This is a genomic window from Rhodospirillales bacterium, from assembly GCA_016712595.1.
Taxonomy (GTDB): domain Bacteria; phylum Pseudomonadota; class Alphaproteobacteria; order Rhodospirillales; family Defluviicoccaceae; genus Defluviicoccus.
Window position 1 is genome coordinate 822,962 of sequence record JADJQT010000002.1, and the last position, 25,901, is coordinate 848,862.

At 64.8% G+C, this 25,901-nt stretch carries 17 protein-coding genes and 8 pseudogenes; 11 read left to right on the forward strand and 14 right to left on the reverse strand.

The genetic code is table 11. The annotated features are described in order from the left end of the window. Positions 1–37: 37 nt before the first annotated feature. The 5 genes from IPK66_15635 to IPK66_15655 all read right to left on the reverse strand — a co-directional run bounded on the left by IPK66_15635 (position 38) and on the right by IPK66_15655 (position 4,560). Positions 38–907 carry a hypothetical protein gene (locus tag IPK66_15635; protein ID MBK8176637.1) on the reverse strand — a complete coding sequence of 290 codons (870 nt, stop codon included), beginning with the start codon at positions 905–907 and terminating at the stop codon, positions 38–40. A 16-nt stretch (positions 908–923) separates the two neighbouring features. Next, positions 924–1,949 (reverse strand): haloacid dehalogenase-like hydrolase, encoded by a 1,026-nt coding sequence (locus tag IPK66_15640; protein MBK8176638.1) that lies wholly within the window; start codon positions 1,947–1,949, stop codon positions 924–926. A gap of 57 nt (positions 1,950–2,006) precedes the next feature. Next, positions 2,007–2,324, reverse strand: a complete 318-nt coding sequence (locus IPK66_15645; GenBank protein ID MBK8176639.1) for a hypothetical protein — start codon at positions 2,322–2,324, stop codon at positions 2,007–2,009. Positions 2,325–2,499: 175 nt separating this feature from the next. Then, positions 2,500–4,236, reverse strand: a complete 1,737-nt coding sequence (locus tag IPK66_15650; protein MBK8176640.1) for an arylsulfatase — start codon at positions 4,234–4,236, stop codon at positions 2,500–2,502. 66 nt (positions 4,237–4,302) lie between these two features. After that, complete coding sequence (locus IPK66_15655) at positions 4,303–4,560, reverse strand: hypothetical protein (GenBank protein ID MBK8176641.1); 258 nt, start codon at positions 4,558–4,560, stop codon at positions 4,303–4,305. A 288-nt stretch (positions 4,561–4,848) separates the two neighbouring features. On the opposite strand from IPK66_15655, the gene IPK66_15660 reads away from it, so the two are divergent. Next, complete coding sequence (locus IPK66_15660) at positions 4,849–6,693, forward strand: hypothetical protein (GenBank protein ID MBK8176642.1); 1,845 nt, start codon at positions 4,849–4,851, stop codon at positions 6,691–6,693. A 320-nt stretch (positions 6,694–7,013) separates the two neighbouring features. Here IPK66_15660 and IPK66_15665 read toward each other — a convergent pair whose 3' ends face one another. Next, positions 7,014–8,066, reverse strand: coding sequence for a hypothetical protein (locus tag IPK66_15665; protein MBK8176643.1), 1,053 nt, complete (start codon positions 8,064–8,066; stop codon positions 7,014–7,016). A 402-nt stretch (positions 8,067–8,468) separates the two neighbouring features. On the opposite strand from IPK66_15665, the gene IPK66_15670 reads away from it, so the two are divergent. Both IPK66_15670 and IPK66_15675 read left to right on the forward strand, forming a co-directional pair. After that, on the forward strand, positions 8,469–8,654 hold the full coding sequence (locus IPK66_15670; GenBank protein MBK8176644.1) for a hypothetical protein: 186 nt from the start codon (positions 8,469–8,471) through the stop codon (positions 8,652–8,654). Then, on the forward strand, positions 8,647–10,908 hold the full coding sequence (locus IPK66_15675) for a recombinase family protein (GenBank protein ID MBK8176645.1): 2,262 nt from the start codon (positions 8,647–8,649) through the stop codon (positions 10,906–10,908). Before IPK66_15670 ends, IPK66_15675 begins: the two co-directional genes overlap by 8 nt. Here IPK66_15675 and IPK66_15680 read toward each other — a convergent pair. Beyond that, complete coding sequence (locus IPK66_15680; protein MBK8176646.1) at positions 10,837–11,493, reverse strand: reverse transcriptase N-terminal domain-containing protein; 657 nt, start codon at positions 11,491–11,493, stop codon at positions 10,837–10,839. The genes IPK66_15675 and IPK66_15680 overlap by 72 nt on opposite strands. A gap of 172 nt (positions 11,494–11,665) precedes the next feature. Here IPK66_15680 and IPK66_15685 point away from each other — a divergent pair. The 3 genes and pseudogenes from IPK66_15685 to IPK66_15695 all read left to right on the forward strand — a co-directional run bounded on the left by IPK66_15685 (position 11,666) and on the right by IPK66_15695 (position 13,054). After that, positions 11,666–11,947, forward strand: a pseudogene (locus IPK66_15685) (IS6 family transposase). 53 nt (positions 11,948–12,000) lie between these two features. Next, positions 12,001–12,696 (forward strand): IS6 family transposase, encoded by a 696-nt coding sequence (locus IPK66_15690; GenBank protein MBK8176647.1) that lies wholly within the window; start codon positions 12,001–12,003, stop codon positions 12,694–12,696. 58 nt (positions 12,697–12,754) lie between these two features. Then, positions 12,755–13,054: pseudogene (locus IPK66_15695) on the forward strand (ATP-binding domain-containing protein). Between the two features lie 822 nt (positions 13,055–13,876). On the opposite strand, the pseudogene IPK66_15700 reads toward IPK66_15695, so the two are convergent. From IPK66_15700 to IPK66_15720, 5 genes and pseudogenes are all read right to left on the reverse strand, one after another. Beyond that, positions 13,877–14,229: pseudogene (locus tag IPK66_15700) on the reverse strand (hypothetical protein). Between the two features lie 160 nt (positions 14,230–14,389). Further along, positions 14,390–15,143 (reverse strand): annotated as a pseudogene (locus IPK66_15705) (SDR family oxidoreductase). 60 nt (positions 15,144–15,203) lie between these two features. Continuing rightward, positions 15,204–16,238 (reverse strand): annotated as a pseudogene (locus tag IPK66_15710) (alcohol dehydrogenase catalytic domain-containing protein). 3 nt (positions 16,239–16,241) lie between these two features. Continuing rightward, positions 16,242–16,661, reverse strand: a complete 420-nt coding sequence (locus IPK66_15715) for a cupin domain-containing protein (GenBank protein MBK8176648.1) — start codon at positions 16,659–16,661, stop codon at positions 16,242–16,244. A 116-nt stretch (positions 16,662–16,777) separates the two neighbouring features. Continuing rightward, positions 16,778–17,853, reverse strand: a pseudogene (locus tag IPK66_15720) (alpha/beta hydrolase). 92 nt (positions 17,854–17,945) lie between these two features. Between IPK66_15720 and IPK66_15725 the strand changes: the two are divergent. From IPK66_15725 to IPK66_15735, 3 genes and pseudogenes are all read left to right on the forward strand, one after another. Beyond that, a complete protein-coding gene (locus tag IPK66_15725) occupies positions 17,946–18,608 on the forward strand; it encodes a LysR family transcriptional regulator (protein MBK8176649.1) in 663 nt (220 codons plus the stop codon). Then, positions 18,590–19,117, forward strand: a complete 528-nt coding sequence (locus tag IPK66_15730) for a transposase (GenBank protein MBK8176650.1) — start codon at positions 18,590–18,592, stop codon at positions 19,115–19,117. The genes IPK66_15725 and IPK66_15730 overlap by 19 nt, the downstream gene beginning before the upstream one ends. Before the next feature lie 11 nt (positions 19,118–19,128). After that, positions 19,129–20,564, forward strand: a pseudogene (locus tag IPK66_15735) (IS1182 family transposase). 364 nt (positions 20,565–20,928) lie between these two features. Here the strand turns inward: IPK66_15735 and ltrA are convergent. Beyond that, positions 20,929–22,590 carry a group II intron reverse transcriptase/maturase gene (gene ltrA, locus IPK66_15740; protein ID MBK8176651.1) on the reverse strand — a complete coding sequence of 554 codons (1,662 nt, stop codon included), beginning with the start codon at positions 22,588–22,590 and terminating at the stop codon, positions 20,929–20,931. A gap of 732 nt (positions 22,591–23,322) precedes the next feature. On the opposite strand from ltrA, the pseudogene IPK66_15745 reads away from it, so the two are divergent. Further along, positions 23,323–23,433: pseudogene (locus IPK66_15745) on the forward strand (helix-turn-helix domain-containing protein). 60 nt (positions 23,434–23,493) lie between these two features. Beyond that, positions 23,494–24,192, forward strand: a complete 699-nt coding sequence (locus tag IPK66_15750; protein ID MBK8176652.1) for an IS6 family transposase — start codon at positions 23,494–23,496, stop codon at positions 24,190–24,192. A gap of 172 nt (positions 24,193–24,364) precedes the next feature. Here the strand turns inward: IPK66_15750 and IPK66_15755 are convergent, their stop codons facing one another. Next, positions 24,365–25,738: a cytochrome C gene (locus IPK66_15755; GenBank protein ID MBK8176653.1), complete on the reverse strand. Its 1,374-nt coding sequence runs from the start codon at positions 25,736–25,738 to the stop codon at positions 24,365–24,367. Positions 25,739–25,901 lie beyond the last annotated feature (163 nt).

A 25,901-nucleotide genomic window follows, 5' to 3' on the forward strand; every position in this document is an offset into this window, starting at 1 on the left:
TCCGGGTTGCATGCGCAAGTACACGTCCGTTACTATCTTAGAAATAATACCCGATACGGCCCTCCAGCTGCCATTGGTAAGGCTCAAAGCCTTTTTCATGAATCAGCTGGCGCGAGTACTCCAATGAAGCGACGACTCTGTCGAAGATCGTCCTGCCGACCATGAGGTCGAACGGCAGAAACAACTTTCCATCGTCTCCATAATTTATCTGGATATTTTCGCTGGCGTAAGCGGTAAGGAACCAGTTGTCCGGCAGCGCGACGTTGAACTTCGGCTGGATGTTCAGCTGATCAATGTCGGCGCGGCCGCTGTTGTGGTTGCGGCTGGCGACGCTGTTCAGATAGATCACCTGCGTCAAGAAAAAGCTGCCCGGGCCGAGCTCCGGCAGGCTGTAGCGGGCGCCGAGCACCGGTCCGATCTGGTATTTGCCGTCTCCCGCCGCGTTCAGGCCGCCCGACGGCCAGGCCACCCGTACGCCTGCGCCGTAGCCGAGCCGCGCGTTCGGCGGTGGTGCGATGATCGCGATCTCGGTCAGGAGGTCGCCTTGGCCGAAGCGGCTGTGTCCGTTCGGGTTGAAGCTGCTGGTCACCTCGTGGGCATAGACCAGCGGCTGATCGAGGCGCCCGTAGAGCTTCCAGCCGTCGCCCAAGCCGGTCCACAGGTCGGCGCGCAGCGTCGTGGTCCACTTCTCCGGCTCGCGGCCCTCGGCGTCGGGCAGCTGCGCGTAGCGCTCGCGGACCTGGAAGAGATTTCTCGGCAACGTGATGTCCTCCCCGTTGTTCAGGGTGCCGTGCACGGCGGTTTCTGTCTCGGATGCGGTATCCCCGGCCTCATCCGCCATGGCGACTCCCGGCGCGAGGAGTGCCGGCAGCACTCCCCAGATAACCAGGCGGCGGCGAATTCGCATCAAGGGGCATCCTCAATCAAGGCTTCGCCTCCGCGGCGAATATCTGCTTCCAGTCGTTCTTCATGCTGATCACCGTCCAGCCGCGCTGCTTCGCCTCGTCCATCAGCGACGTACTGAACGTTCGCACCCTGGTGTCCGGGAGGCTCGCCGCAGGCCCATAGGCGTATTCGCGTTCGGCGTCGTCGTCCAGGACCAGTATCATCAGCCGGGCACCGTCGCCGGCCCCCGTCCACTCCAGCATTTCGCGATCGCCGCCGGAGTTGCCGAACGCAGCCTGTGGTCGCTTGCCGATGAACAGGTTGATGCCGATGGCTTTGCCGGCGCGATCGTCGACGACGAAGATCTTCGGCTCGCGCATCAGCACCGGCTGGCCTTCGCGGACCTCGAACTTGGTGGCGATGCTCGATCCCACTACCTGCTCCGGCGGCACGCTGTACACCCGCTCGCTATAGACGCGCACGAACTCCTGGCCGCCGCCGGTGACGATGTACGTCCGGAAGCCGTTGGCCCGCAGGTAATTCATCACCGCCAGCATCGGCTGGTAGACGAGCCCGGTGAACGGCCGCTTCCAACGCGGGTCCCTGGCAGTCGCCAGCCACTGCTCGACGATCACGAGGAACTCTTTGGTGCTCATCCCGGCGTGGGTGACGGCGATGATCTCCGCCCAGTCTCCCTCGCTGAATTTCGCCATCACCGCGCGATCTCCGGCGAGAACCGCCTTGAATGGGTCCTTCTTTTTCCATTCGGGGTGTTTCGGTGCCAGTTCGTGAACCCGGTCGAGCGCGAACATCGCCTGCGTGTAGAGCGGGTGCTCCGCCCACAGCGTGCCGTCCTGATCGAAGGTGGCGATGCGATCTTCGGGTGGCACGAAGCTGCGGCTCACCTTGTCGGTCGTCGCGGCGACGAAGGCGAGCACCGCCTGCTTGGGTGGCCCGCCGTTCCACGAGGCCAGCGGATCGTCCGCGGCCTGTGCTGGAACGGCCAGCCAAATCACAACGAGAAACGCGACAAAAACCATGGAAGACTTCTTGCACGGTTCCATTGCGGAAAGCCTTCCTAATATCGCACGACGTGTCGCACAGACTCTTTGTGGCCGTCTTTACCACCAGTAATTCGGAACTCCCTTGATCATGGAGCCGCCCTCGGTGTGCATGTCGGAGATTTCGCAGCCGGTCGTAACCGAAATATTAAGGCTGCCGCTCGAGCGGGAAGCCGGACGTCCGTAGAACTGATACCCGCTTACCGGACCGTTGCGACCGGCCGCCGCCCAGCGCAGGGCCTGCCACTGGGGGTCGGCCACCTCGCTCAGCTTCACGCCGTGCTCGGACAGGACCTGTGCGATATTGCCCTGGCAGACGTTCTGCTGCGCCTGCGCTGCACCGCTGACCAGAACTGTCCCCGCCGCAAAGGCGGCCAACAGATAACGAGCTGCTATTGTAGTTCTCCCTCACATTTCCCGAAATGTTTTGCGTAGGTATTCACGTGCCGGTCCGACGGGGTAGTTCCATTCGATGGTTTTTATCACGTCGGATCGCCGCGAAAGGTGGCGCGGCGTCCAAGTCGGACACCCGCGCCAATCCTCACGGAACCGGTTAGTCGCTCGGGTGACCAGCCTTCTTCATCTGATCGAGGATTCCGGTCAGATTGTACGTCTCGGGAGCCTGCAGCGGCGGGAACTCCTTGTAGGACTCGAGTTCCTTGAACCACAGCTGCTGGCCGATCGGCAGCATGTTCCAGTCATAGATATAGGCGGTCACCGGGCCGCCGATTGCACCGCCGAGGCCCATTGCCGTCTTCTGGTTGAGGCCGACCGCCTGCTCGAACGGATCGCGCTTGATGTTCTGCACCAGAGTCCAGTGGTAGGGGATCAGCGGCAGGAGCCAGCCCTCCGCCCCGGGTTGCGCCATGGTGTAGGACATCTTCCAGTTCTTGTAGCGGACCGCCGATGGCGTCGCGCCGGAGTAGTAGAAGAAGTGATCGCGTGCCGACTTCTCCGATTTGCCTTCAAGGAAATCCGCCTGGTCGAAGCCGTCGAGCGTCGTTTTGACGATGCCGGGGTACTTGCCGGCCTCGATCTGCTTTTTCAGCCCGTCTCCCTTGGGACCACCCGCGATGTCGACGAATGTGGGCAGCCAGTCGAGGGCGGCGAACATCTGGTTTGTCCACACGCCCGGCTTGATGTGCCCCGGCCAGCGGACGACCTGCGGCGCGCGGTAGCCACCTTCCCAGGCCTCGCCCTTCTGCCCCTTGAACGGTGTGATGCCGCCGTCGGGGAAGCTGATGGCCTCGGCGCCATTGTCGGTGGTGAAGACGACGATGGTATTGTCGAGCTGTCCCATGTCCTCCAGCTTCTTCAGCACGTAGCCGATGTTGTCGTCCATCTGCTTCATGCCGGCCTCGTTGATGCCCCAGTCCTTGCCGCCGGTCTCACCCACCATCGCCATGTACTTGTCCGAGAGCACGGTGCTGACGTGCATGCGCGCCGGGTTGTACCAGACGAAGAACGGCTTATTGGTCTTCTTAGGGTCGTTGCGGTCGAGGAAGTCGATGACCTTGGCCGAGATTTCTTCGTCCACCGTCTTCGATCGATCCAGCGTCAGCGGGCCCTGGTCCGTGCACGTCTGGTTCTTCATCGTGCCGTCCGACGACTTGCACGCGAGGACCGGCCGTGGCGGCGTCAGGCAGATCGTAGTCTTGGGGTCCACGGCGCCGGGAACCTCGGCCAAACCAGGAATGGGCGTGTTCTTGCATGGCGGCGCGATGCCCTGCTCCGTCGAGCTCTTGTTGATGTCCGGGAAGCTCACCTGCTGCATGGCGTCGAGGTGATAGAGGTAACCCCAGTACTCCTGAAAGCCGTGCGCCGTCGGTAGCGCTTCGGTGTGGTCACCGAGGTGGTTCTTGCCGAACTCGCCGGTGGTGTAACCCAGATCGAGCAGGAACTGGGCGATCGCCGGGGTTCCCGGCCGCAGCCACGACGGGCTGCCGGGCAGCTGCGGCGGAATCATGCCGGTGCGCAGCGGATACATGCCGGTGAAGAAGGCGTTACGGCCGGACGTACAGCTCTGCATGGCGTAGTAGTCGGTGAACGCCATGCCCTCTCGGCCGATACGGTCGATGTTGGGCGTTTCGCCCACCATCAGCCCGCGGTGGTAGTAGCTCGGCTGCATCCAGCCGATGTCGTCTCCCATGATGAACAGGATATTCGGCTTATTCTCCTGAGCCGCCGCCGGAGCGGCCATTCCGACCGCCGCCAGATAGGCGACCAGGGCCACCGCCCCCGACGCCCCCGCGATCCGGGCGGTCGATCTGCGCAATTGCCGCTTCTTCATCGCTCTGTTTCCCTCTCCCATGAAGACATGCCGAACCCCGTGGAGGTCACGCCTCGGTGGACTGCCTCATCCTCCACCCGGTGCGGATCGTTCGAAAGCCTTCAGAAAATTCGCGATCTCGCTCTCTAGTTCGCCCACCAACTCGCGGTACTGCTTTGCTCGTATTTCGGCGGCGGGCCCCGTTGACTCCCAGTAACGAAGCGCGCGTAGGGCTTCACCAAGATCGCCGCAGACAGCCCGAAATGTCTCATCGCGCGCGTGAAGCCGGCGGATCGTCAGCTCGTTCCCGGGAAACAGGCAGAGGATCAGCTCGACCTCTTTCACCGGCTCCAGCCTTCCCTGCGCCAAGGACTGCGGACTAGCCGCTTCAGTCGTATGGTTCCGCTTAGCACGGCGGCGGATCGATGGCGCCGTACGAACACGTTCGAACATGTTCGTACGGGCGTCGGCGCGCCGCCGGCGCTGATCGCCCGCGCCCCCCGTGCTCAAACCGCCGAGATCTTCGCCACTCCGCGAATCGCTGTTCTTTCGCGGCGGATATGAAAGTAAGGTGGACGGAAAGAGCGGGCGCCGAGCGACCCGCCGGGGGAAGTAGTGAAGGGCGCCGGGGGCATGATCTATTCCGTACCACTGGGCAAGGCTGGAGACGACGCTCCGCAACCGTCCGCGGCGGATGTGCGCGGCCAGTTGGAACGCATCCTGGCGAGCAATTCCTTCGCCGCGAGTTCGAAATGCAAGGCGCTGTTCCGGTTCCTGGTGGAAGAGACGCTGGCTGGGCGCGGCGACAGGCTGAAGGGCTTTACCGTCGCGGTCGCCGTGTTCGGCCGCGACGAGACCTTCGATTCGCAGACCGACCCAGTCGTGCGCCTCGAAGCACGGCGCCTTCGCCGGGGTCTCGACGGCTACTACGCGAATGACGGAACCCGCGATCCGGTACGGATCTCCATTCCCAAAGGTGCCTACGTTCCGTTGTTCGGGTGGCAGGACGGTGGCGATGTGAATGGTCCATCGGCACAGTCTCCAGTTGCTCCGGAAGTCGTGCCGGAGCCAACGACCGACACGGGCCTCGATCGGGCGGCCAGGAGGTCCGATCGTGCCCGCCGCCACATCCTGGTCTTCGGATTGGCAGCGATCGTTCTGCTGATCGCGGCAGGAGGCGGCCGATGGCTATGGACCCGGCACCTCCTCGAAAGCGCCGGTCCAGCGACTCCCGAGCCGCAGGAGCACGGCGCCACAATCATCGTTCTGCCCTTCGAGGCGTTGAGCGACGGTAACGAGGACAAGTACTTGGCCGCCGGCCTGTCCCAACAGCTCATTGCCGATCTGATGCGGTTCGACGCCTTCAGACTGTATTCCGCAGCGGCCAGCTTCCGGCAGGGCGCAGAAGCCGACACCGTGGACCTAGGGCGCAGCCTCGCCGTCGCATTCGTGGTCAAGGGGAGCGTGCGGTCCGGCGGCGGCGTGGTGCGGATCGGCGTCCAACTCGTCGAGGCGACGAGCGGGCGGATGCTGTGGAGCGAGACGTTCGATCGCAAGCTCACGCCAGACAATCTTCTGGACGTCCAGGAGGACCTGGCGAAGCAGCTCGCGATGCGCCTCGCGCAGCCCTATGGGGTGATCAACGACGCGGCCGTGGCGCAGCTCCATCGCAATCCGCCGCAGTCGATGTTCGCCTATGGATGTGTCCTGCGAGCGTACACGTATCGTGCCACCTTTTCCCGCGATATGTACCCGGGGGCGCGCGCCTGCCTCGAAGAAGCGGTGCAGCTCGATCCGGCCTACGCAGAGGCGTTCGCCCTGCTCGGATGGCTCCATCTCGATGCGGCTCGCTACAGGTTCGTTCCCGAGGCGGACGCGGCCGCGGAGCTCAACGAGGCGCGAGTCTTTGCCGAACGGGCCGTTGCGCTCGCGCCAAAACAGCCGCTGAGCCTGCAAGCGATGGCTGCGGTGAGCTTTTACCGCGGCGAATTTGACAAGGCCGAAGAGCTTCAACGGGAAGTGCTGGCGCTCAATCCGAACGACCCCGAAGCCTCGGCGCAGCTCGGATGGCGGCTAGCGTTCCGCGGCCGCTGGGATGAAGGGCTCGGTTATCTGCGGTGGGCGATCGAGCGCTGTCCATCGCCCCCGGCCTGGTACTACACCTCGCTGGCGATGCATGCTTATCTCCAGGGGGATTACGCGCAGGCGCTCGTGGAGGCCGAAAAAGCCCAGACGACGGTCAGCGGAATCGGATTGGCACTTTATGCGATGACGCAAGCGGCGCTCGGCGATCAGGCCGAAGCGAAGACGGCGCTCGACGAGTTGGCGCTGCGGGTCCCCTATTTTGCCAGCGACCCCGCGGCCGCCCTGAGAATTCACCACATCGACGAGCCGATCATCGAGCGCCTCCTCGACGGGATGCGCGGCGCGGGCTGGAAGAAACCGGACACGAGTGTCTCGGTCGGAGGAGCCGGTTGAGGCTGGACTTGCGCGAGGCGGAGGCGACGGCGACCGACCGCGACGCATGGCCCTTCTGGGTGCGGAGCCCGTCGCTGGGCACGATCCGACGGACGGCCCTGCCCGCCGGCGGCCGCAATTGACGTCTGCATCGAGACCCTGTTGAGCCGCACCAGCCCCAGCGCCGAACTGCACTTTCACAACAGACGGATAAATCGTAAGAAAAAGAAGATACAGTTGCGTTCGGGGGTCGGGTAGCCGGGAGAGCATTTCTGCTCTTTCGGCCCCCTCAGAACCGTACGTGCGAGTTTCCCCGCATACGGCTTAAGCATCTGCCAGCATCATCGAGGCCCCCGGGGTACACGGCCGGGCCGGCACCATCGGTGGACGAGGACAGGGGAGGGGATTGCGGCGGCGGGATCACGGCGGTTGAGCGTGATGATCCCGCGTTCTTCGAGAGCGTCTTCGTCGAAGACTGCCCGGCAGACACCGCAGCGGCCGTCCTGCTGTTTCAGCAGTCGGACGCGATTGACCCGCGTTGTTTCCCGCAGCAAGCGATGTTTGCGGCGGTCCTCCCAGTATTGGCGCAGGCTGGGGTCGAACGGACTGGTTTGACCTTTCACCTTCACGTGCCGGGAGACCCGTACCGCGCCGTGCTGCGGGAGTTGACTTCCGCCGGCGCACAAGACCCAGCCGCGCCCGTGGTCGATGCCGAAGTATCGATGGACAACCCAACTCCGGCTCTTTTTCGGGTGGCGGCGTTTCGCCCACTTGTAGGCGATGGTCCAGACGTAATTGTCCAGGGCGCTGAAGATGCGCTTGGACACGCCGTGCCGGTAATAGTTGCACCAGCCCCGGATCACCGGCGCCAATGCCCTGATCACCTCGGCGGTGGGAAGCTGCCGATGCGCTCGCAGAAACTGCGACAGTCTCTGTCGGTACGCGATCACCTTCTCCTTTTGCGGTTGGGTGAGCAGCTTCCCATTGGGAAAGCGCCTGATGTTGAAACCGAGGAAGTTGAACCCGTCGCCGATGTGGACGATGCGGGTCTTCGCTTCGCTCAGGCTCAACCCGCGGTCGGCGAGAAACTCGGTCAACCGCGGGATGACGTAGTCTTCGAGCACCTCCCGCGAGGGGGCGGTGACAACGAAGTCGTCAGCATACCGGATCAGGCTGACGCCCTTGTGGATGCCCTTCCGCGCGGAAGGGCAGATGGTCCGTCCATTCCGCCGTTCCGACCCGAACAGTCGTTCCATCCCATCAAGAGCGATATTGGCAAGGAGCGGTGAGATGATCCCGCCCTGCGGCGTTCCCATCATCGTTTCCTCCCGCTTGCCGAGCTCGACCACGCCGGCTTTCAGCCAGCGTCGGATCACGGGGGTAAATACCGGCACGCGCGCCAGCAGCGCCGCATGATCGATGCTGTCGAACGATCACTCGACAGACTACCCACCACCGTCCCCTTCCGGAACAAGTAACCGTCGTCCGGCCGTGCCACGCGCTTGAAGGGAAGTCGGTCGCTGTACTTGGCAGGCGGAAGCGGGATGGCCGTCTACATTTTCTTCTTGCGCCGTCGAACGCCGATCCTGTCCTGGTTCCTGCCGATTGGACCGATTTCGGTCGTGGCGAACAGGCCCCGGAGCGCACATGCGCGATGCCATCGCCACCGGATCCAACGTCCCGACTGGGGACGATCGCGAACTTGATGCAGCTGCGCACCGTCGTCGACGGTCTGCTGAGGAGCCCGGCCGGCACGGGCGCCGACCATCAGCAGCCGATCGGCACGGAGGGCACTGGTGCAACTGTCCCTGAACTTCCTTCCCACCCCACAACCAGCAAACCCGTTGATTCGGCTCCTCCCGGCACAGCACGCCGAACTCGTCGAGGTTCTGGCGCGGATTATCAGCAAAGCCGCCGGCAAGCCGCCCGCGAATGAGGCGGCGGCAGCGCCGTCAGCAAGCAAGGAGCCCAGTCATGACTGACCTTAACGCCGTCAGCCCCGATCATTTGCGCCGGGCCGGCTTCGTCTACATCCGCCAGTCGTCCCCCGCGCAGGTCGAGAACAACACCGAATCGACGCGTCGCCAATACGCTCTCGTTGACAAAGCGCTGCAGCTCGGCTGGCCGCGCGCCGCCATTACCGTCGTCGATGGCGACCTCGGCCTTTCCGGCGCCAGGGCAGCGGGCCGCGCCGGCTTTGCCCACATGGCCACCGAAGTCGCCATGGGCCGGGTCGGCATCGTGCTTTGCCTGGAGGTCTCGCGCCTGGCTCGCAACAATGCCGACTGGTATAGGCTGCTGGACCTGTGCGCTCTGACGCACACGCTGATCGCCGATACCGACGGGCTCTACCACCCCGGCGATTTCAACGACCGGCTGGTGCTGGGCCTCAAAGGCACCATGTCGGAAGCCGAACTGCACATCCTGCGCGCCCGCCTCGACGGCGGCATCCGCCACAAGGCAGCGCGCGGCGAGTTGCGCCGCGGGCTTCCGACCGGCTTCGTCTGGGGTGAAGCCGATGGTGAGGTCCTGTTCCATCCCGACGAGGCCGTGGTCAATGCCATCCGCAACGTCTTCGACCGGTTCGCCGAGACCGGCTCGGCACGGCGCGCTTGGCTGTGGTTCCGCTCGAACGGCCTGCTCTTTCCCCTGCAGGACACCCGATCGTTCGGGCGCGACGTGCAGTGGGTGGTTCCGACCTATCATGCCGTTCATGGCGTCCTCGTCCACCCCTGCTATGCCGGCGCTTACACCTATGGCCGCACCCGCTTCGAACGGTATATTGACGACCAGGGCAACATGCGCCGCCGATCGCGCCGACTGTCCCGCGATCAGTGGTCGGTGCTGATCCGCGACCATCATCCCGGCTACATCGACTGGGAGACGTACGAGGCCAACCTCTTGCGCATCGACACCAATACCCGGCCGAAGGCTCATCATGCCGATGCGGAAGGCAGTTCCGCTCAAGCTGGCAGGGCCGTCCGCGAAGGTCCGGCTCTCCTGCAGGGTCTGGCAGTCTGTGGCCACTGCGGCCGTCGTTTGCGGACCCATTATCGGGGCCGCAACAACCGACCGGGCTACCACTGTTCGGGCAAGAACATCGCCAATGGCCGGGGCGAGTATTGCCTGAACGTCGGCGGATGCCAGATCGACGCTGCGGTGACCGAGGCGTTCCTGACGGCTCTCGAGCCCGCCGGGATGGAGGCCGCGCTCCTCGCCGCCGAGCGCCTGGAAGCCGACCATGACGCGGCATTGGACCAATGGCGCCTCGAGGTCGAACGACGGCGGTACGAGGCATCGCTGGCCGAACGCCGTTACCGCGCCGTCGACCCCGACAATCGCCTGGTCGCCCGCGGCTTGGAAGCGCAGTGGGAGGCGCGGCTTCGCGAACTCGGCGAGGCCGAGGCAGAGATGGATCGCCGCCAACGGCAGAGACCCCGCCGTCTGAGCGATGACGAGCGCAGTGTATTGCTCGCCCTTGGCAACGACGTAAGGCACGTGTGGTCGGCTCCGACCACCACCGAGCGTGACCGCAAGGAACTGCTCCGCACTCTTCTGGAAGAAGTGACCTTCGTCATCGAGCGGGCCGAGTATCGCGCCCGCCTGGCGATCCGCTGGCGCGGTGGCGACATCTCCCACCTGGAAGTCCCGCTCCCGCGTTCCAACCCGGCGACCCGCAAGACCGACGAGGAGACGATCGACATCATTCGGCGCTTGGCCACCCACCATGCCGACGGCGTCATCGCCGGTGTTCTCAATCGCCAGAGCCGCCGCACCGTGTCTGGCGCCCGCTTCACCGCTCACCATGTTCAGGCCCTGCGCCATTACCGAAGCATTGCAGGCTGCAAGGCTCCTGCCGAACCGCCGGCTGGCGAACCCGTCTCCGTGCGCAAGGGCGCAAGAGTGTTCGGTCTGGCGCCATCCACTCTGCTCCGCTGGATCGAAGCCGGATTCATCCCGGCAGAACAGCCGACGCCCGGCGCGCCTTGGCAAATCCGCATCACCGACGAACTGCGCGGCCGTTTCGTCGAGACCGCGCCGCCTGGCTTCGTCCCGATGATCGAGGCCACCAAACTGCTCGGCGTGACCCGTCAGACCGTGTTGCAGCGTGTAAAGCGCGGCGAACTGGAGGCCGTGCACGTCGGCCTCGGGCGCCGAAAAGGCTTACGAATCAAGGTCCCGGACGCCCCTACCGACCTCTTCGCGGTGGCAACAATGAACCGGGGGGCAGTCTGATGAGCAATCCAAGCACTTGGCGATGTCGGCGTCGAGCACCCACTGGCTGCTGCCCTTGCGGGCGAGCGTGACATGGATGGCCTCGATCGCGTCCATCGGGCATCGCCCCGGCCGGAAACCGTAGCTGTTCGGCTCGAAACGAGCCTCCCACTCCGGTTCCAGCGCCAGCTTGACGATGGCCTGCATCACCCGGTCCGTGATCGTCGGTATGCCCAAGGGCCGCCGCCGGCCGTCGCTTTTCGGGATGTAGACCCGACGCACCGGCTTGGGACGGTAGCCCTTGAGACTCAGACCTTTCCTGAACAACGCGAGTCGATGTGGCGGCAATCGGCACACCTTGCCGTCGATCCCTGGTGTTTTCCTGCCGCGATTGACCTGAGTCACCTGACGGATCGCCAGAAGCTTCGCGGCGCTCGACCGAACGAGGAGCTGTTGAAGGTTCCTTACCTTCGCCGTCTCGCCGTTCTGGCTGGCCCGAAAGATCCGTTCCTGCAGCCGTCGTACGCTGCGTTCCACGGCCGGCCAGTCGATGCTGGCCCAGTCGTCGAGATCGCCACGTCCGTCTGTCCGTTCAGTGCTGCGCACTGTCTAACGTCCCAAGCGGTACCATCGGCTCAACAACATCGCTTCGGTGACACCTGCCGGAAGTCTGCTCCTTTTCGGGATGGGTATTGCCCTATCCGGCCGATTGCAGGCCGGCCTTCGGCACTGTCACGGGAACGTTGGCCTGCGCCACCGCCGCGGGTAGCCTGCGGGGATGCAGCCTGTCTCGTACGCCCGTCACCAATTCCCGCCGAGCGTGATTCAGCACGCGGTGTGGCTCTATCTTCGTTTCCAGCTCAGTCTCAGGGACGTCGAAGATTTGTTGGCCGAACGCGGCCTGGACGTCAGCTACGAAACGATCCGTCGCTGGGTGATGAAGTTCGGTACGGCTTACGCGAAGCGGCTCAAGGCGGGACGCCCGAAACCGGTCGGACGGTGGCATCTCGACGAAATGTTCGTCTCGATTGGTGGTCGACTAATGTATCTGTGGCGGGCATTGTCAGACCAACGCTGCTTGAGGCGGGCACGGGTAGTCCGTAACATCAGCGGATGAAAAACCCTTTTCGCTATTTCAACAGCTCCCCCGAGGTGATCCCGCTCGCGGTGATGATGTACATTCGATATCCGCTGTCGCTGCGGCAGGTGGAGGATCTGCTGTTTGAACGCGGCATCGACATCAGCTACGAGACGGTGCGGCTCTGGTGGAACCGGTTCGGTACGATATTCGCTGCGGAGATCAGGAAGCGACGCGTTCATCAGCGGTTATACTCAAACTGGCGCTGGCATCTGGACGAGGTGTTCGTGCGGATCAACGGGCAGACGCATTACCTCTGGCGCGCCGTGGATCACGAAGGCGAAGTGCTTGAGGTTTTCGCCACGAAACGCCGGGATCGCAAGGCGGCGCTGGCGTTTCTGAAGCGTGTGATGAAGCGCTGTGGCCGGCCACGATCGATCGTAACCGATCGTCTGCGATCATATCGCGCGGCGATGAAGGCTATCGGCGTTGCAAATCACCAGGAATGCGGCCGCTGGCTTAACAATCGGGCCGAAAATTCGCACCAGCCATTCCGGCGACGAGAGAGGCTGATGGGCTGCTTCCGAAGCCTTAAGACGCTGCAGAAGTTCGCTGCCGCCCATGCCTCGATCCACAACCTCTTCAACATCGAACGTCATCTTTATCGCCGGCACACATTCAAGCTGAACCGTTCAGCTGCACTGGCTGAGTGGCATCGGCTGGCCTCGTAGGCCGCTGAAGTTGGGTGGGCCGAAGCGTCCCCAGTTCATTACTCTGACAACGCCGGTGATCGCCTTCGACGGCCGGGACGTAACCTATGGCTTCGGCGAACTGGACGAGATCGTGCTCGCCTACGCCACCACCATCCACAAGAGCCAGGGCTCGGAGTACCCAGCCGTCGTCATCCCGCTGACCACCCAGCATTACCCGATGCTGCAGCGGAACCTGCTCTACACCGCGGTCACCCGCGGCAAGCGGCTCGTCGTCATCGTTGGCCAGAAGAAAGCGATGGCCATAGCGGTGAAGGGGAAGCAGACGGGGCGGAGGTGGTCAAAGCTGAGGGAGTGGCTGCATGAGCCCGCGCGATAGGATCGCGCTACGGGGCTGCCGAGGTAGGTGCGGGGGTGCGACCGACGCGAGCCTCTCCGCCGGCTAGAGGCTCAAACTGGCGCTGTTCGCCATTCGCGTCGAAAGTCGAATGCGGGAAGCGACCTCCGCTACGACTGCAACGGGATCTAAAGCGTCATCGTACGCCGGAATGACCGAGGCCCGTTCCGAGTCAACGTGAAGACGATCAAGCGTTGCGCTTAGCTGCTCGAGCTGCCTCCCGTAATCCATCCGGCGAAGCCACTTTCCCGTCGCGTTGTAGGTGCTCTCTGGAACCCCGCGCGCGTGCGTGTGTTTGCTTTCCGTCTGCGATGGAGCGACCCGCATGCCGAAAAAGCATCCGAACACGAATCGCTGGGGCGGCCCTGGGGCCTGCGACCAAGCCCCCTCCCGAGCCGGGTCCGGCTTACCCTGAGGGCGCGGTAAGTACCAACCCGCGCGTCAGCATGCGGTCCGGCGGTGGCGGCGAGCGAGACGAGAAGCACAGCCATGTGGATACCATGCGCTCGTCGAAGTCGCACGCGACCGACGGTGCGAGTCCAAGCAATCTCGATCGCGCCTTTCGCGAGAACCGCTCGCGCCGGGATCGGGCCGCCGACGCGCACGGCCGAGGGTGAGGGCGACAAGGGGAACGGGCAGGGGAAGGTCGACGGGTCTGAAAACGACGCGGCCTGATCATGCTCCGCTCCGGCGTGATCGCTTCGGAACTCGAAAGCGATCACCCGTGACGGCGGCCGACTGAACTCCTTGGCAGCCGCGCGACCGCTCAAGATGTGCCGTACGCTGATTGCGCGAAACGGCTGTTCAGCCACCCGTCGCGGCTCGATCGATCGAAACCGTGACGGGTCGCCCGCCCGCGAGCGCGGACACGTCGCCTTCAATTCGGCCCAGTGGGACCAGCCCCGGCGAATGATGCCCGTGTCCGTAGAAGATCGCGAGGTTGCCCCACGGTGCGTAGAAGGCGACGTCGCCCGCCCGGGGGGTAATTGCGTCGGGCGCGCCCTCGCGCGTCAGCCGGCGCGGCAGATCGGCGATCTTCTCGTTGCCGCCGAAGTCCTTCAGCGTCAGCTTCAGGGAAGTTGCGCGAGGAAGTCGCGCGCGGCCGGCGTGTCGTCGATCCGGGCCGTCCAGCGACGGTCGCCGGAGACGATCTCGATGGTAGACACTGTCGGTCTCCTGTTTTTGCCGACGTCTGGCGGGTGGCATCGGCTTTCGCCGGTGTGTCGGACAGCTCGGCTCGTCCGCAGCCGGCCGATCCCATCAGCGCCGTGCTGAGCATGATGCACGCGATCCAGCGCGTAACGTCGCGCGGCCGGTTCACAGCGACCAGCCACCGTCGACGACCACCGCCGAGCCGGTGACGAAGCCGCCCAGGTCCGAGCTCATCCACAGCACCGCCTCTGCAATCTCGTCCGGCTTGCCGAGCCGCCCAACCGGCTCCAGGACGATCGCCTTCTGGATGTCGCCCCCGGTGAAGCGGTCCATCATCGGCGTTTCGATGTTACCGGGCAGGATCGCGTTCACCCTGATGTTACGCTTGGCGTAGTCAAGCGCGGCGGACCGCGTTAGGCCGATCAGCGCATGTTTGGACGCGGTGTAGGCCGCGCCGCCCTCAACGCCGCGGATGCCCGCACCCGACGAGGTGTTCACCACCACACCGCCGCCTTGACGTACCATCTGCGCGATCTCGTGCTTCATGCACACGAACGTGCCGCGCAGGTTGACGCCGATGATGCGGTCCCACTCCGCCAGCTCGATCTCGTGAAGCGGCGCGGGCTTGTTCTCGACGCCCGCGTTGTTGAAGGCGATATCGAGCCGGCCAGCGCTCGACCACTTGCGCCACGGCGGCCTCGACCTGCTCGGGCGCCGACACGTCGCAGACGATCGCCAGCGCTTCCGCCCCGGCGTCCCTCACAGCCGCCTCCGTGTCCTTCAGCCCGTTCGCGGTCCGGTCGAGGATGGCGAGGCGTGCGCCCTCGGCCGCAAAGGCGATCGCGGTCGCGCGGCCGATGCCGCTGGCGGCGCCGGTGACGAAGGCCACCTTGCCGGTGAATCGATCGGGTCTGGCCATGATATTTCCTTTCTGTTCAAGCTTTCGGATGTGTTCGGGCGGCGTGCCGTCTCGCTCGGCCTAAGGCAGGATCAGCACTTTCAACGCTTCGCGCTCGTTCATGGCGCGGTAGCCGTCAGGCACGCCGTCGAGGTCGACCGTGCGATCGAACACGCGGCCGGGCTGGATACGGCCCTCCATGATGTCCGGCAGGAGTTCGTCAATATAGGCACGGGTGGGCGCGGGGCCGCCGGCGACGATCACGTTCTGGAAGAACATGGGCTGCGCGCCCGCGATCGCCTCATAATGAGGGACGCCGACCCGCCCGACCGCGCCGCCGGCGCGGACGATGCTCATCGAGGTCTCCATCGCCACCCCGGTGCCGACGCATTCGAGCACGGACTGCGCGCCGAACCCGCCGGTCAGCTCGCGCACGCGCGCTCGACCGCCTCCGGCCCACGCTCGCTCACCACGTCCGTGGCGCCGATCTCCTTTGCCAGCGCGACGCGGTCGGCATGGCGGCCCATGATGATGATCCGCTCCGCGCCGAGCCGCCTGGCGGCGATGACGCCGCAAAGGCCGACAGCGCCGTCGCCGACCACCACCACCGTGCCGCCGCGGCTGCCCGCGCCGTCACCGCCGCGTGGTGGCCGGTGCCCATCACGTCCGACAGGGTGAGCAGCGAGGGCATGAGCGCGTCGTCCTCGCCCACATCGAGCGGATAGAGCGTCCCGTCGGCGTTGGGCACGCGCAGCGCCTCCGCCTGCGCGCCGTCAGGCCGGTCCCATTGCCGAAGAAGCCGGCGTGAACACACGAGGTGTGCAGCCCTTCCTCGCAGAACACGCATGCACCGTCAGAGTCCGCGAACGGCATGATCACGACCTGGCCGCGCCTGATCCGCCGGACCTCGCTGCCAACATCCTCCACGACGCCGATTGCCTCGTGGCCCATGCGCTGGCCTTCTACATTCGGCCCGCCATTGTAGGGCCACAGATCGCTTCCGCAGATGCAAGCGCGGGTGATGCGGATCACCGCGTCGGTAGGCTCCACGATCGCGGCGTCGGGGACGGTGTCGATCCGGACGTCGTGCGCCCGGGGCATGATGGTCGCGCGCATGGTTTACCTTTCGGGTCGGGTGGCGGGTCCGGCGAGGTACTCCTCGTCCGAGACGTGCTCCATCCAGGTCACGGGCGAGCCGTTCAGCGACTCCTGGATGGCGATGTGGGTCATCGGCGTCGTTGCCGTCGCGCCGTGCCAGTGCTTCTGGTCCGGCGGGCACCAGAGCTGGTCGCCGGCGTGGAACTCGATCTTCGGCTCGCCCTCGACCTGCGTCCAGCCGATGCCCTCGGTGACGAGCAGCGTTTGTCCGAGTGGGTGCTTGTGCCAGGCGGTGCGGGCGCCGGGCTCGAACCGAACGATGGCGCCGCCGACGCGCGACGGCTCCGGGCGCTGGAACTGGCCGGTGATGGTCACGACGCCCGTGAAGTTCTCCGCCGGGCCTCGCGCCGTCTTCAGGTCGACCTTTCGGATGTATTCCATGCGCACGGCTCCTTGCTGCGGCGGGTTGGCGCGGGATGCCTGCTGCGCGTGGGCCGCGAGCGGCAGCGCCAGCAGGAGCGCGGCGAGCAGCTTAATGTTCATGGCTGCTCTCCGGTTCATGCGAGGTGAGTGCGGAAGAAGGCGTCGAGCTTGTCGAATGGGATCAGGTCGACCCCGTCGTAGAGGTCGACGTGACCGGCGTTCGGCACGACCAGCAGCTCCTTCGGGTCGGCCGCGAGCCGGAAGGCTTGTTCGCTGAACGCTCGCGAGTGCGCGCGGTCGCCGGTCACGAACAGCAGCGGCCGCGGCGAGATCCAGTCGAGGTGGTCGAACGCCGAGCCGAGCGCCATTGGCGCGTGGCTCGTGCGCAGGAACGCCGTGGTCGCACGCGGGTGGCTCCCTCGCGGCGTGCGGTAGTAGTCGAAGAACTCCCGGTCGATCGCGGTCGAGTCCGTCGTCAGCCGCTCGGGCGTGCCGGACGCCATCAGCGGGGCCGCGCCGTCGACCTCCGCCCAGCGCTGAGCCGCGACCGCATCGAGGTTGCGCCGGAAGGCCGACAGGTCGAGCCGGTCCGCCAAGCCCTGCCGCATCGCCTGGCCGATGTCGTACATCGCGACGGTGGCGACGGCCTTGATGCGCGCAGGTCGACCTGCGCGGCCGCCAGCCCGAAGCCGCCGCTGCCGCAGACGCCGAGCACGCCGATGCGCTCGCGATCTACGAACGGCAGTCGCCCCAGCTGGTCGACGCCGGCGCTGAAGTCCTCGACCAACGCCTCGAACGAGGCAGTGCGGTGCGGCTTGCCGCCGCTCTCGCCGACATAGGACGGGTCGTGAGCGATAGCCACGAAGCCGCGCTCGGCCATAGTTTGCGCGTAGAGTCCCGACGCCTGCTCCTTCACCGCGCCGAACGGCGTGCCCACCACGAGTGCGGGATGCCGCCGCGACCGGTCCCAATTGCGCGGGCTGTACAGGTCCGCGACAAGCCGAATGCCCAGCCGATTGGTGTAGGCGACCTTGCAGTGGTCAGCGCGGTCGCTCCTGGGGAAGGTTTTGTCCCAAGCATCCGTGCCCTGCGCGAGCGCCCCACCGCCCCGCAGCGCCGTCCCGCCCAGGACGGCGGCGGTCGCGCCCGTGAGCCTGAGCAGGCTGCGCCTGTTCAACGCGCACACCGGAACGTCAGTGACGGTCTGCATATCTCGCCTCCTTTGCTTGAAACGATCTAGGCGTCCGGCGCTGTGTCGATTAGACGTAACAACACGCATGTTCTTGTGAACGAGCGTCAGCAATGCCCCGCGACCCGATCGCCGACCTATCCGCTTTTCTTTCCGTCGCGCGCGAACGAAGCTTCACTCGCGCCGCCGCCCGGCTCAGCGTTTCGCCGTCGGCGCTCAGCCACACGATCCGCAGACTGGAAGAGCGGCTGGGCGTCCGCCTGCTCACGCGAACGACGCGCAGCGTGTCGGCCACCGAGGCGGGCGAGCGGCTGCTGCGAACGGTGGGGCCGTACCTCGACCAGGTCGGCGCGGAGCTGGAAGGGTTGAGCGATCTGCGCGACAAGCCTGCCGGCACCGTGCGGATCACCGCCGGAGACCACCCGGCCGAGACGATCCTGACCCCCGCCCTTGCCAAGCTCCTGCCGCGCTACCCCGACCTTCGCGCTGAGGTCGTGGTAAGCAACGGCCTGGTCGACATCGCGGCCGAGGGGTTCGACGCCGGCGTGCGCTTGGGCGAGACGCTGGCGCTGGACACACCGCCGGTCGGCCGTGGCCGGAAAGGCCAGAAGCGGACGACCAAGGCGTGCGTCCTCGCGGTGGTCGAACGACCGCGTGACGCGGAGATCGGGACGGTCGCGGGTGGCGCACGGGCCTCGGTGGTGGTCGACCTCTCTGCCGTCGAGACCGAACGAGGTCCTCGGAGAAGGAGGTCGACGTGGCCGCGACCCATCTGATGAGCGATGCGTGGAGCACCTTTGCCGCCGTCGGCCAGAGCTTCGCAGCGCACGATACGGTTCAGCATGCCAAGCGCGAATATGCGCGCGGCACGGTCCACGCCAATTCCGTCGAGGGGTTCAATTCCCGCGTCCGCCGTACCGTCGCCGGCGTGTTCCATCATATCAGTCCGGAGCACGCCGACCTCTACTTCCACGAGATGGGCTTCCGGTGGTCACAGCGCGTCGTCGCGGGCCAGACCACCCGCCGGTCACCCGTGGACGGGAGCACGTTCGAACCCTCTGGGACCGCATCCCGCCTGCTATGCAACTCGTTGCGGTCCTCAGAACCGCCGTCGGCCGCCAACTCCGCCGAACCCGCAACGGCAGCATCTCGATCAAATCGCCAATCGCTGCGTTTTGCTTATAAACGCGACGTACGTGAACTACTTCGGCAGCGTACTACCAGTTCAGGGAATGGGAGAGGCTGTGTGAAAACGCGGTGTGGGCTATTGTTGGCGGCGGGTTAGCCGGGGTGCGCATGAGCCGCTTCATCGAAGGCGAGGACCGACTGCAGCAGTCGCTGCTGCCGAACTGCATCGACGATTATGTTTCCGAGGACAATCCGGTGCGGGTGGTCGAGGCCTATGTCGACGAACTCGACTTGGCGGCGTTGGGTTTTGATCAGGCGAGCCCGGCGGCAACGGGCCGTCCTGCCTACCATCCGGCGACGCTGCTCGGATTTACCTGTACGGCTACCTCAACCGCATCCAGTCGAGCCGCCGGCTCGAGCGCGAGGCGCGGCGCAATCTCGAGCTGATGTGGCTCACCCGCCGGCTCGCCCCCGACTTCAAGACGATCGCCGACTTTCGCCGCGACAACGGCGCCGCGATCCGTGCGGCGTGTGCCGAGTTCATCCTGCTGTGCCGCCGGCTGGGGCTTTTCAGCCAAGCGGTGGCGGCGATCGACGGCAGCAAGTTCAAGGCGGTCAACGCCCGCGACCGCAACTACACACCGGGCAAGCTGCAGCGCCGCATCGAACAGATCGAGGCCAGCGTCGCCCGCTGGCTCAGCGCGCTGGACGCGGCCGACCTGCAGGAGGGCTCGGTCGCGCAAGACAAAGCGGTGCGGCTGGCGGAGAAGGTCGCGGCGATGCGCGCCAAGGTGCGCGAGCTGCGTGCTTTGAAGGCGCGGGTGGAAGCCGCGCCCGACGGCCAGATCTCGCTGACCGACCCCGACGCACGGGCGATGGCGACCAACATGCGCGGCGCCAGCGTCGTCGGCTACAACGTGCAGACGGCGGTCGAGACCGAGCATCATCTGATCGTCGCGCACGAGGTTACGAACGTCGTCGTCGACCGGGCGTTGCTGGCACCGATGGCGGCCAGGGCGAAGGCGGCGATGGGCCAGGACGCGATCGACGTGCTGGCCGACCGCGGCTATTTCAGCAGCGAGCAGATCCGGGCATGCGAAGCGATCGGGGTGACCCCCTACGTGCCCAAGCCGCTGACCTCGGGGGCAAGAGCCGAGGGCCGCTATGCCAAAGAGGACTTCGTCTATCTGCCGGCCGAGGACGCCTATCGCTGTCCCGCCGGCGAGGTGCTCCCGCGCCGTTTCGGCTCGGTCCTGCAGGGCCGGACGATGATCACCTACTTTTCGACCCGCTGCGGCGAGTGCGCGCTGAAGAGCCGGTGCACGCCGGCCAAGGAACGGCGTGTCCGGCGCTGGGAGCACGAGGCGGTCATCGACGCCGTGCTGGCGCGGATCGAGCACGCGCCCGAGGCAATGACGGTGCGCCGCCGCACGGTCGAGCATCCTTTCGCCACGCTCAAGGCCTGGATGGGTGCGACGCACTCCCTCACCAGGGGGCTGGAGCGGGTGCGAACGGAAATGAGCCTGCACGTGCTCGCCTACAACATGAAACGGGTGATCAATCTCCTCGGCACCCGACCGCTCATCGCCGCGATCCGCAGCTGAGGCGCGATCTCGTCCCGCCGACTGCGCCCGCACCAGCCAAGGTGCCTGCCAATCGGCGATTGAGCACCAGTTTTCACACGGGCTCGGGATGAAGCGGCCCCCCTTAAAAGGCGCAGGCCGCACAGGGCCAACACCGACCATAGAGATTGCGACGAACGGCTTTACTGCACCCGTCACACCGAGTGGTTCGTCGATCGCGTGCGGGATAGGCAAAAGCGTAAATCGTAACACATTGAAAACAATGCATAAAAATAGAGACGGTTAGACCGGGGGTCGGGTAGCCGGGAGAGCATTTCTGCTCTCCCAGCCCCCTCAGAACCGTACGTGCGAGTCTCCCCGCATACGGCTCAAGCATCTGCCAGCATCATCGAGGCCCCCGGGGTACACGGCCGGGCCGGCACCATCGGTGGACGAGGACAGGGGAGGGGATTGCGGTGGCGGGATCACGGCGGTTGAGCGTGATGATCCCGCGTTCTTCGAGAGCGTCTTCGTCGAAGACTGCCCGGCAGACACCGCAGCGGCCGTCCTGCTGTTTCAGCAGTCGGACGCGATTGACCCGCGTTGTTTCCCGCAGCAAGCGATGTTTGCGGCGGTCCTCCCAGTATTGGCGGAGGCTGGGGTCGAACGGACTGGTTTGACCTTTCACCTTCACGTGCCGGGAGACCCGTACCGCGCCGTGCTGCGGGAGTTGACTTCCGCCGGCGCACAAGACCCAGCCGCGCCCGTGGTCGATCCCGAAGTATTGATGGACGACCCAACTCCGGCTCTTTTTCGGGTGGCGGCGTTTCGCCCACTTGTAGGCGATGGTCCAGACGTAATTGTCCAGGGCGCTGAAGATGCGCTTGGACACGCCGTGCCGGTAATAGTTGCACCAGCCCCGGATCACCGGCGCCAATGCCCTGATCACCTCGGCGGTGGGAAGCTGCCGATGCGCTCGTAGAAACTGCGACAGTCTCTGTCGGTACGCGATCACCTTCTCCTTTTGCGGTTGGGTGAGCAGCTTCCCATTGGGAAAGCGCCTGATGTTGAAACCGAGGAAGTTGAACCCGTCGCCGATGTGGACGATGCGGGTCTTCGCTTCGCTCAGGCTCAACCCGCGGTCGGCGAGAAACTCGGTCAACCGCGGGATGACGTAGTCTTCGAGCACCTCCCCGCGAGGGGCGGTGACAACGAAGTCGTCAGCATACCGGATCAGGCTGACGCCCTTGTGGATGCCCTTCCGCGCGGAAGGGCAGATGGTCCGTCCATTCCGCCGTTCCGACCCGAACAGTCGTTCCATCCCATCAAGAGCGATATTGGCAAGGAGCGGTGAGATGATCCCGCCCTGCGGCGTTCCCATCATCGTTTCCTCCCGCTTGCCGAGCTCGACCACGCCGGCTTTCAGCCAGCGTCGGATCACGGGGGTAAATACCGGCACGCGCGCCAGCAGCGCCGCATGATCGATGGTGTCGAAGCACTTGGCGATGTCGGCGTCGAGCACCCACTGGCTGCTGCCCTTGCGGGCGAGCGTGACATGGATGGCCTCGATCGCGTCCATCGGGCATCGCCCCGGCCGGAAACCGTAGCTGTTCGGCTCGAAACGAGCCTCCCACTCCGGTTCCAGCGCCAGCTTGACGATGGCCTGCATCACCCGGTCCGTGATCGTCGGTATGCCCAAGGGCCGCCGCCGGCCGTCGCTTTTCGGGATGTAGACCCGACGCACCGGCTTGGGACGGTAGCCCTTGAGACTCAGACCTTTCCTGAACAACGCGAGTCGATGTGGCGGCAATCGGCACACCTTGCCGTCGATCCCTGGTGTTTTCCTGCCGCGATTGACCTGAGTCACCTGACGGATCGCCAGAAGCTTCGCGGCGCTCGACCGAACGAGGAGCTGTTGAAGGTTCCTTACCTTCGCCGTCTCGCCGTTCTGGCTGGCCCGAAAGATCCGTTCCTGCAGCCGTCGTACGCTGCGTTCCACGGCCGGCCAGTCGATGCTGGCCCAGTCGTCGAGATCGCCACGTCCGTCTGTCCGTTCAGTGCTGCGCACTGTCTAACGTCCCAAGCGGTACCATCGGCTCAACAACATCGCTTCGGTGACACCTGCCGGAAGTCTGCTCCTTTTCGGGATGGGTATTGCCCTATCCGGCCGATTGCAGGCCGGCCTTCGCTTTCTCCGGCATCCTCTGCCCCCTGGCCGGTCCCCCTTCCTTGCGGTCGGGCTACCACGCGATGGTGGGGACCATGGGGTTTACCCAGTTGATCGGGATGGAGATGCGTCATGGGGAGGTTGGACCCTCTAGCCCGGTGGGACATCCGGGTGTCGCCGCCGGCAAGCAAGGTCCGGCGGTCCGTCCCACACCGCCTTTCGGCAGCAGCGGCCTGTCAGCCTCTTTGGCCGCTTCGGAGTGACGAGCCCTGAGGCGGGTCTTCACGTTCTTCAACCTTCCATGTCTCCCCTAGCCACGACCCACCCTGAGGCTGGCCGGCCGTTCGGCGTTGTCCCCGGAGCTTCACACCTTGAATTACTCCGCAGCATGTCCGGGTAGGGGCACCTCGACACCAGAGGGTCCGGCGGGGGAGGGGACTCCGCCGCCGGCACTCCAATCCCAACCCTTATGATCCTTCCCCAGTCTGTGTGCTCAAACTGGAGAAGGTTCCTGGTCGCACTTCCTTCGCTCCGCCAGTCTCACCACTGGGAACTGGACTGCGCCCCTGTCACCGAACAGATTGAGCAACGTGAATTGACCGGGTATGCCGGGCCTTCGTCAGGAGAAGGCCGATGGCCAAGCACCGTTGTCACAGCATCGAGTTCAAGCGGCAGGTCGCTCAGGAGTTCATCGCCGGCGAGACCCTTCATGGGCTCGCCAAGCATCACGACATCTCGCGTAACGGCTCTGTTGCATTAACCGGGTTGGGCGGCTAGCAGACGGGCTTTTGGAGTGTCTCCGCGATGTCTGTGTTCAAGCGTCGCCGATTTCCGGCCGCGATCATCCTGCTGGGCGTTCGCTGGTACTGCAAGTATGGGATCAGCTACCGGGACCTTGAGGAGATGATGACCGAGCGCGGGGTGGATGTCGACTTTTCGACGCTTTATCGGTGGGTTCAGCGCTATGCGCCAGAGATCGAGAAACGGGTCCGCTGGTACCAGGGCTACCGGTCGCCGTCCTGGCGCGTTGACGAGACCCACGTCAGGGTGGGTGGCAAGTGGAAATACCTGTTCCGTGCCGTCGACAAGCAGGGGCGCTTGATCGATTTCATGCTGTCGGACCGGCGGAACACCAAGGCGGCGCGTCGCTTTCTGGCCAAGGCATTGAAGGTCATGCGCAACTGGATGCCGGTGTCGATCACGACCGACAAGCTCGGCTCCTACCCGAAGGCACTGCGCCGGTTGAAACGGAAGGGCGCGCTGGAAGACACGGTCAAGCATCGGACGTCGAAGTATCTCAACAACATTATCGAGGCCGATCATGGTGCGCTCAAACGGGTAATCCGTCCCACAAGGGGCTTCCAGTCGATGAAAACTGCGTACGCCACGATCAAGGGTTTCGAGATCATGTGCATGATCCGCCGCCGCCATTGCATCCTGATCGAACCGGGGGCTACAGGCGAAGTCCGATTCGTCAACAAACTCTTCGATCTTGCCGCCTAATCCCCGCTGCGGAGCAAGCCAAATTCTGTCCGACCGCGGTTAATGCAACAGAGCCCGGCTGACTGCCTCCGACACTGTCGAGGAATTCATCGGCACCGAGGGGTGGACGGCGCCGGTCGGGTCCGCCACATTTCCGCATGAGCGATGGCCGCGCCGGCCGCCCGGCTCGCCCTCAGAAGTCGAGCCAGCCGTTCAGGAACAAAGTGTTGTTGTCCGAAGCGTTGCGCGACGTACCGTCGAACTTGGTGTAAGCAGCGTACTGAAGAGACAGCTTCAGATTGGCCATCGACCAGGGTCCTGGCACGCCGTCCCGGTTGAACGGCAGCCAGTCGACCTGGAAAATCCATTGGTTGGAGTCCGGTGAGCCATTGTTGGTCCCGTAATAATCGGGATTCTTGTTGCCGATCCAGTTGGTAAAACCGATCGTCCCCGCGTAGGTCTTGTCATACATGTACATCGCGTTGATGCCGACGCTGTACAAATTCCCATCGCTCCGGCTGGATATACCCAACTTCTCGCTTGCGTCGAACCGCTGGATCTCGTCGATAAGCGAGGCCGTGACGACGACGGTGCTGGGATCGGAAAGCCACTGATACTGGCTGTCGAAGCCGAGGTCGGTGAACCAGTCGTGGCCTGAATGGTGAATGCGGCTCGGATAGATCGGCGCGGAGAGACCGAAGGTGCCGACTTCGACGTTCTGGTCGCCCCAGTCCTCCTGATAGGCGAGCCGCCAATAAGGGGCCGCACCGTCGATCTGCTGTTCGCTGTTGACGTCCTGCTTCTGCAGCCCGAGGCTCCGCTGGGTGCCCTTGGGGATGCTGTAATACGCGTCCAGTTCGGCATACCAGCGCTGGTCGAGCATCGCGTAGACGCCGGTTCCGGCGACCTGCTGCGCGAGGGTTCCCTGGATCAGGGTGCTGGCGGCAGGGGCGGGAGCCAGCGATGAGGAACTGTACGGGAAGCTCCAGGCCGGCGTCGTGTTCCACAGATCCTGGACGGTCGGGTTATTGTTCCCGGTGAGCCCGACCACCAGTTCCTGGCCGGCGACGGTCGTGTCGCGGGCGGCACGGACGTCGACGTTGTCCCAGCTCCAGTAGGCGTCCTGGTTGTTCGGGCCGTTGTACGTGCCCTGGACGAACGCGCCCACCAGATCCGGGACGACGATGCCGCCATAAAAGAAGCTGAGCTGATCGAGCGCCCAGTTGTCGTTGTTGTCGAAACCGCGCGCGGCCCCGCCCGGCTGCCCCTTGTCCGTGTGCGTGAAGCCGCCGAGTGCCATGAAGGCGAGGTGCGGCAGGTTGTTCTCGTCTAGAAACCCCTTGTTCCAGCTGTCGCCGTTGTTGGTCAGCAGGTAGCCGTGCGCCTTGAACTGGCGGCCGAACGGCGTGAGTTGCGGAAAATTGGTATGGCACGCGGGGCAGTTCATGCCCGTCTGCCGGGCGAACGAGGGAACTGCTTCTGCAGGCCGTGCGTACAGCCCGGCCAGAAGGCACGCCGCGCCGGCGGCGCACGATACGATAATCGCCGTCTTGAACTCCTTGCGCATCTTCTCGTACTTCCCCTTGCCTAGTCGCGAAAGTCACGACGAGCCGCCGCCTTCGCTCGCTACTAGCAATTCCGAGGTCTGACTAGTTAAATTTGCGGTATCTGTAGATTCGCTGCCGCGCGTGTCAAAAATATACAACACGCCAAGGTGATTAATTATTAGA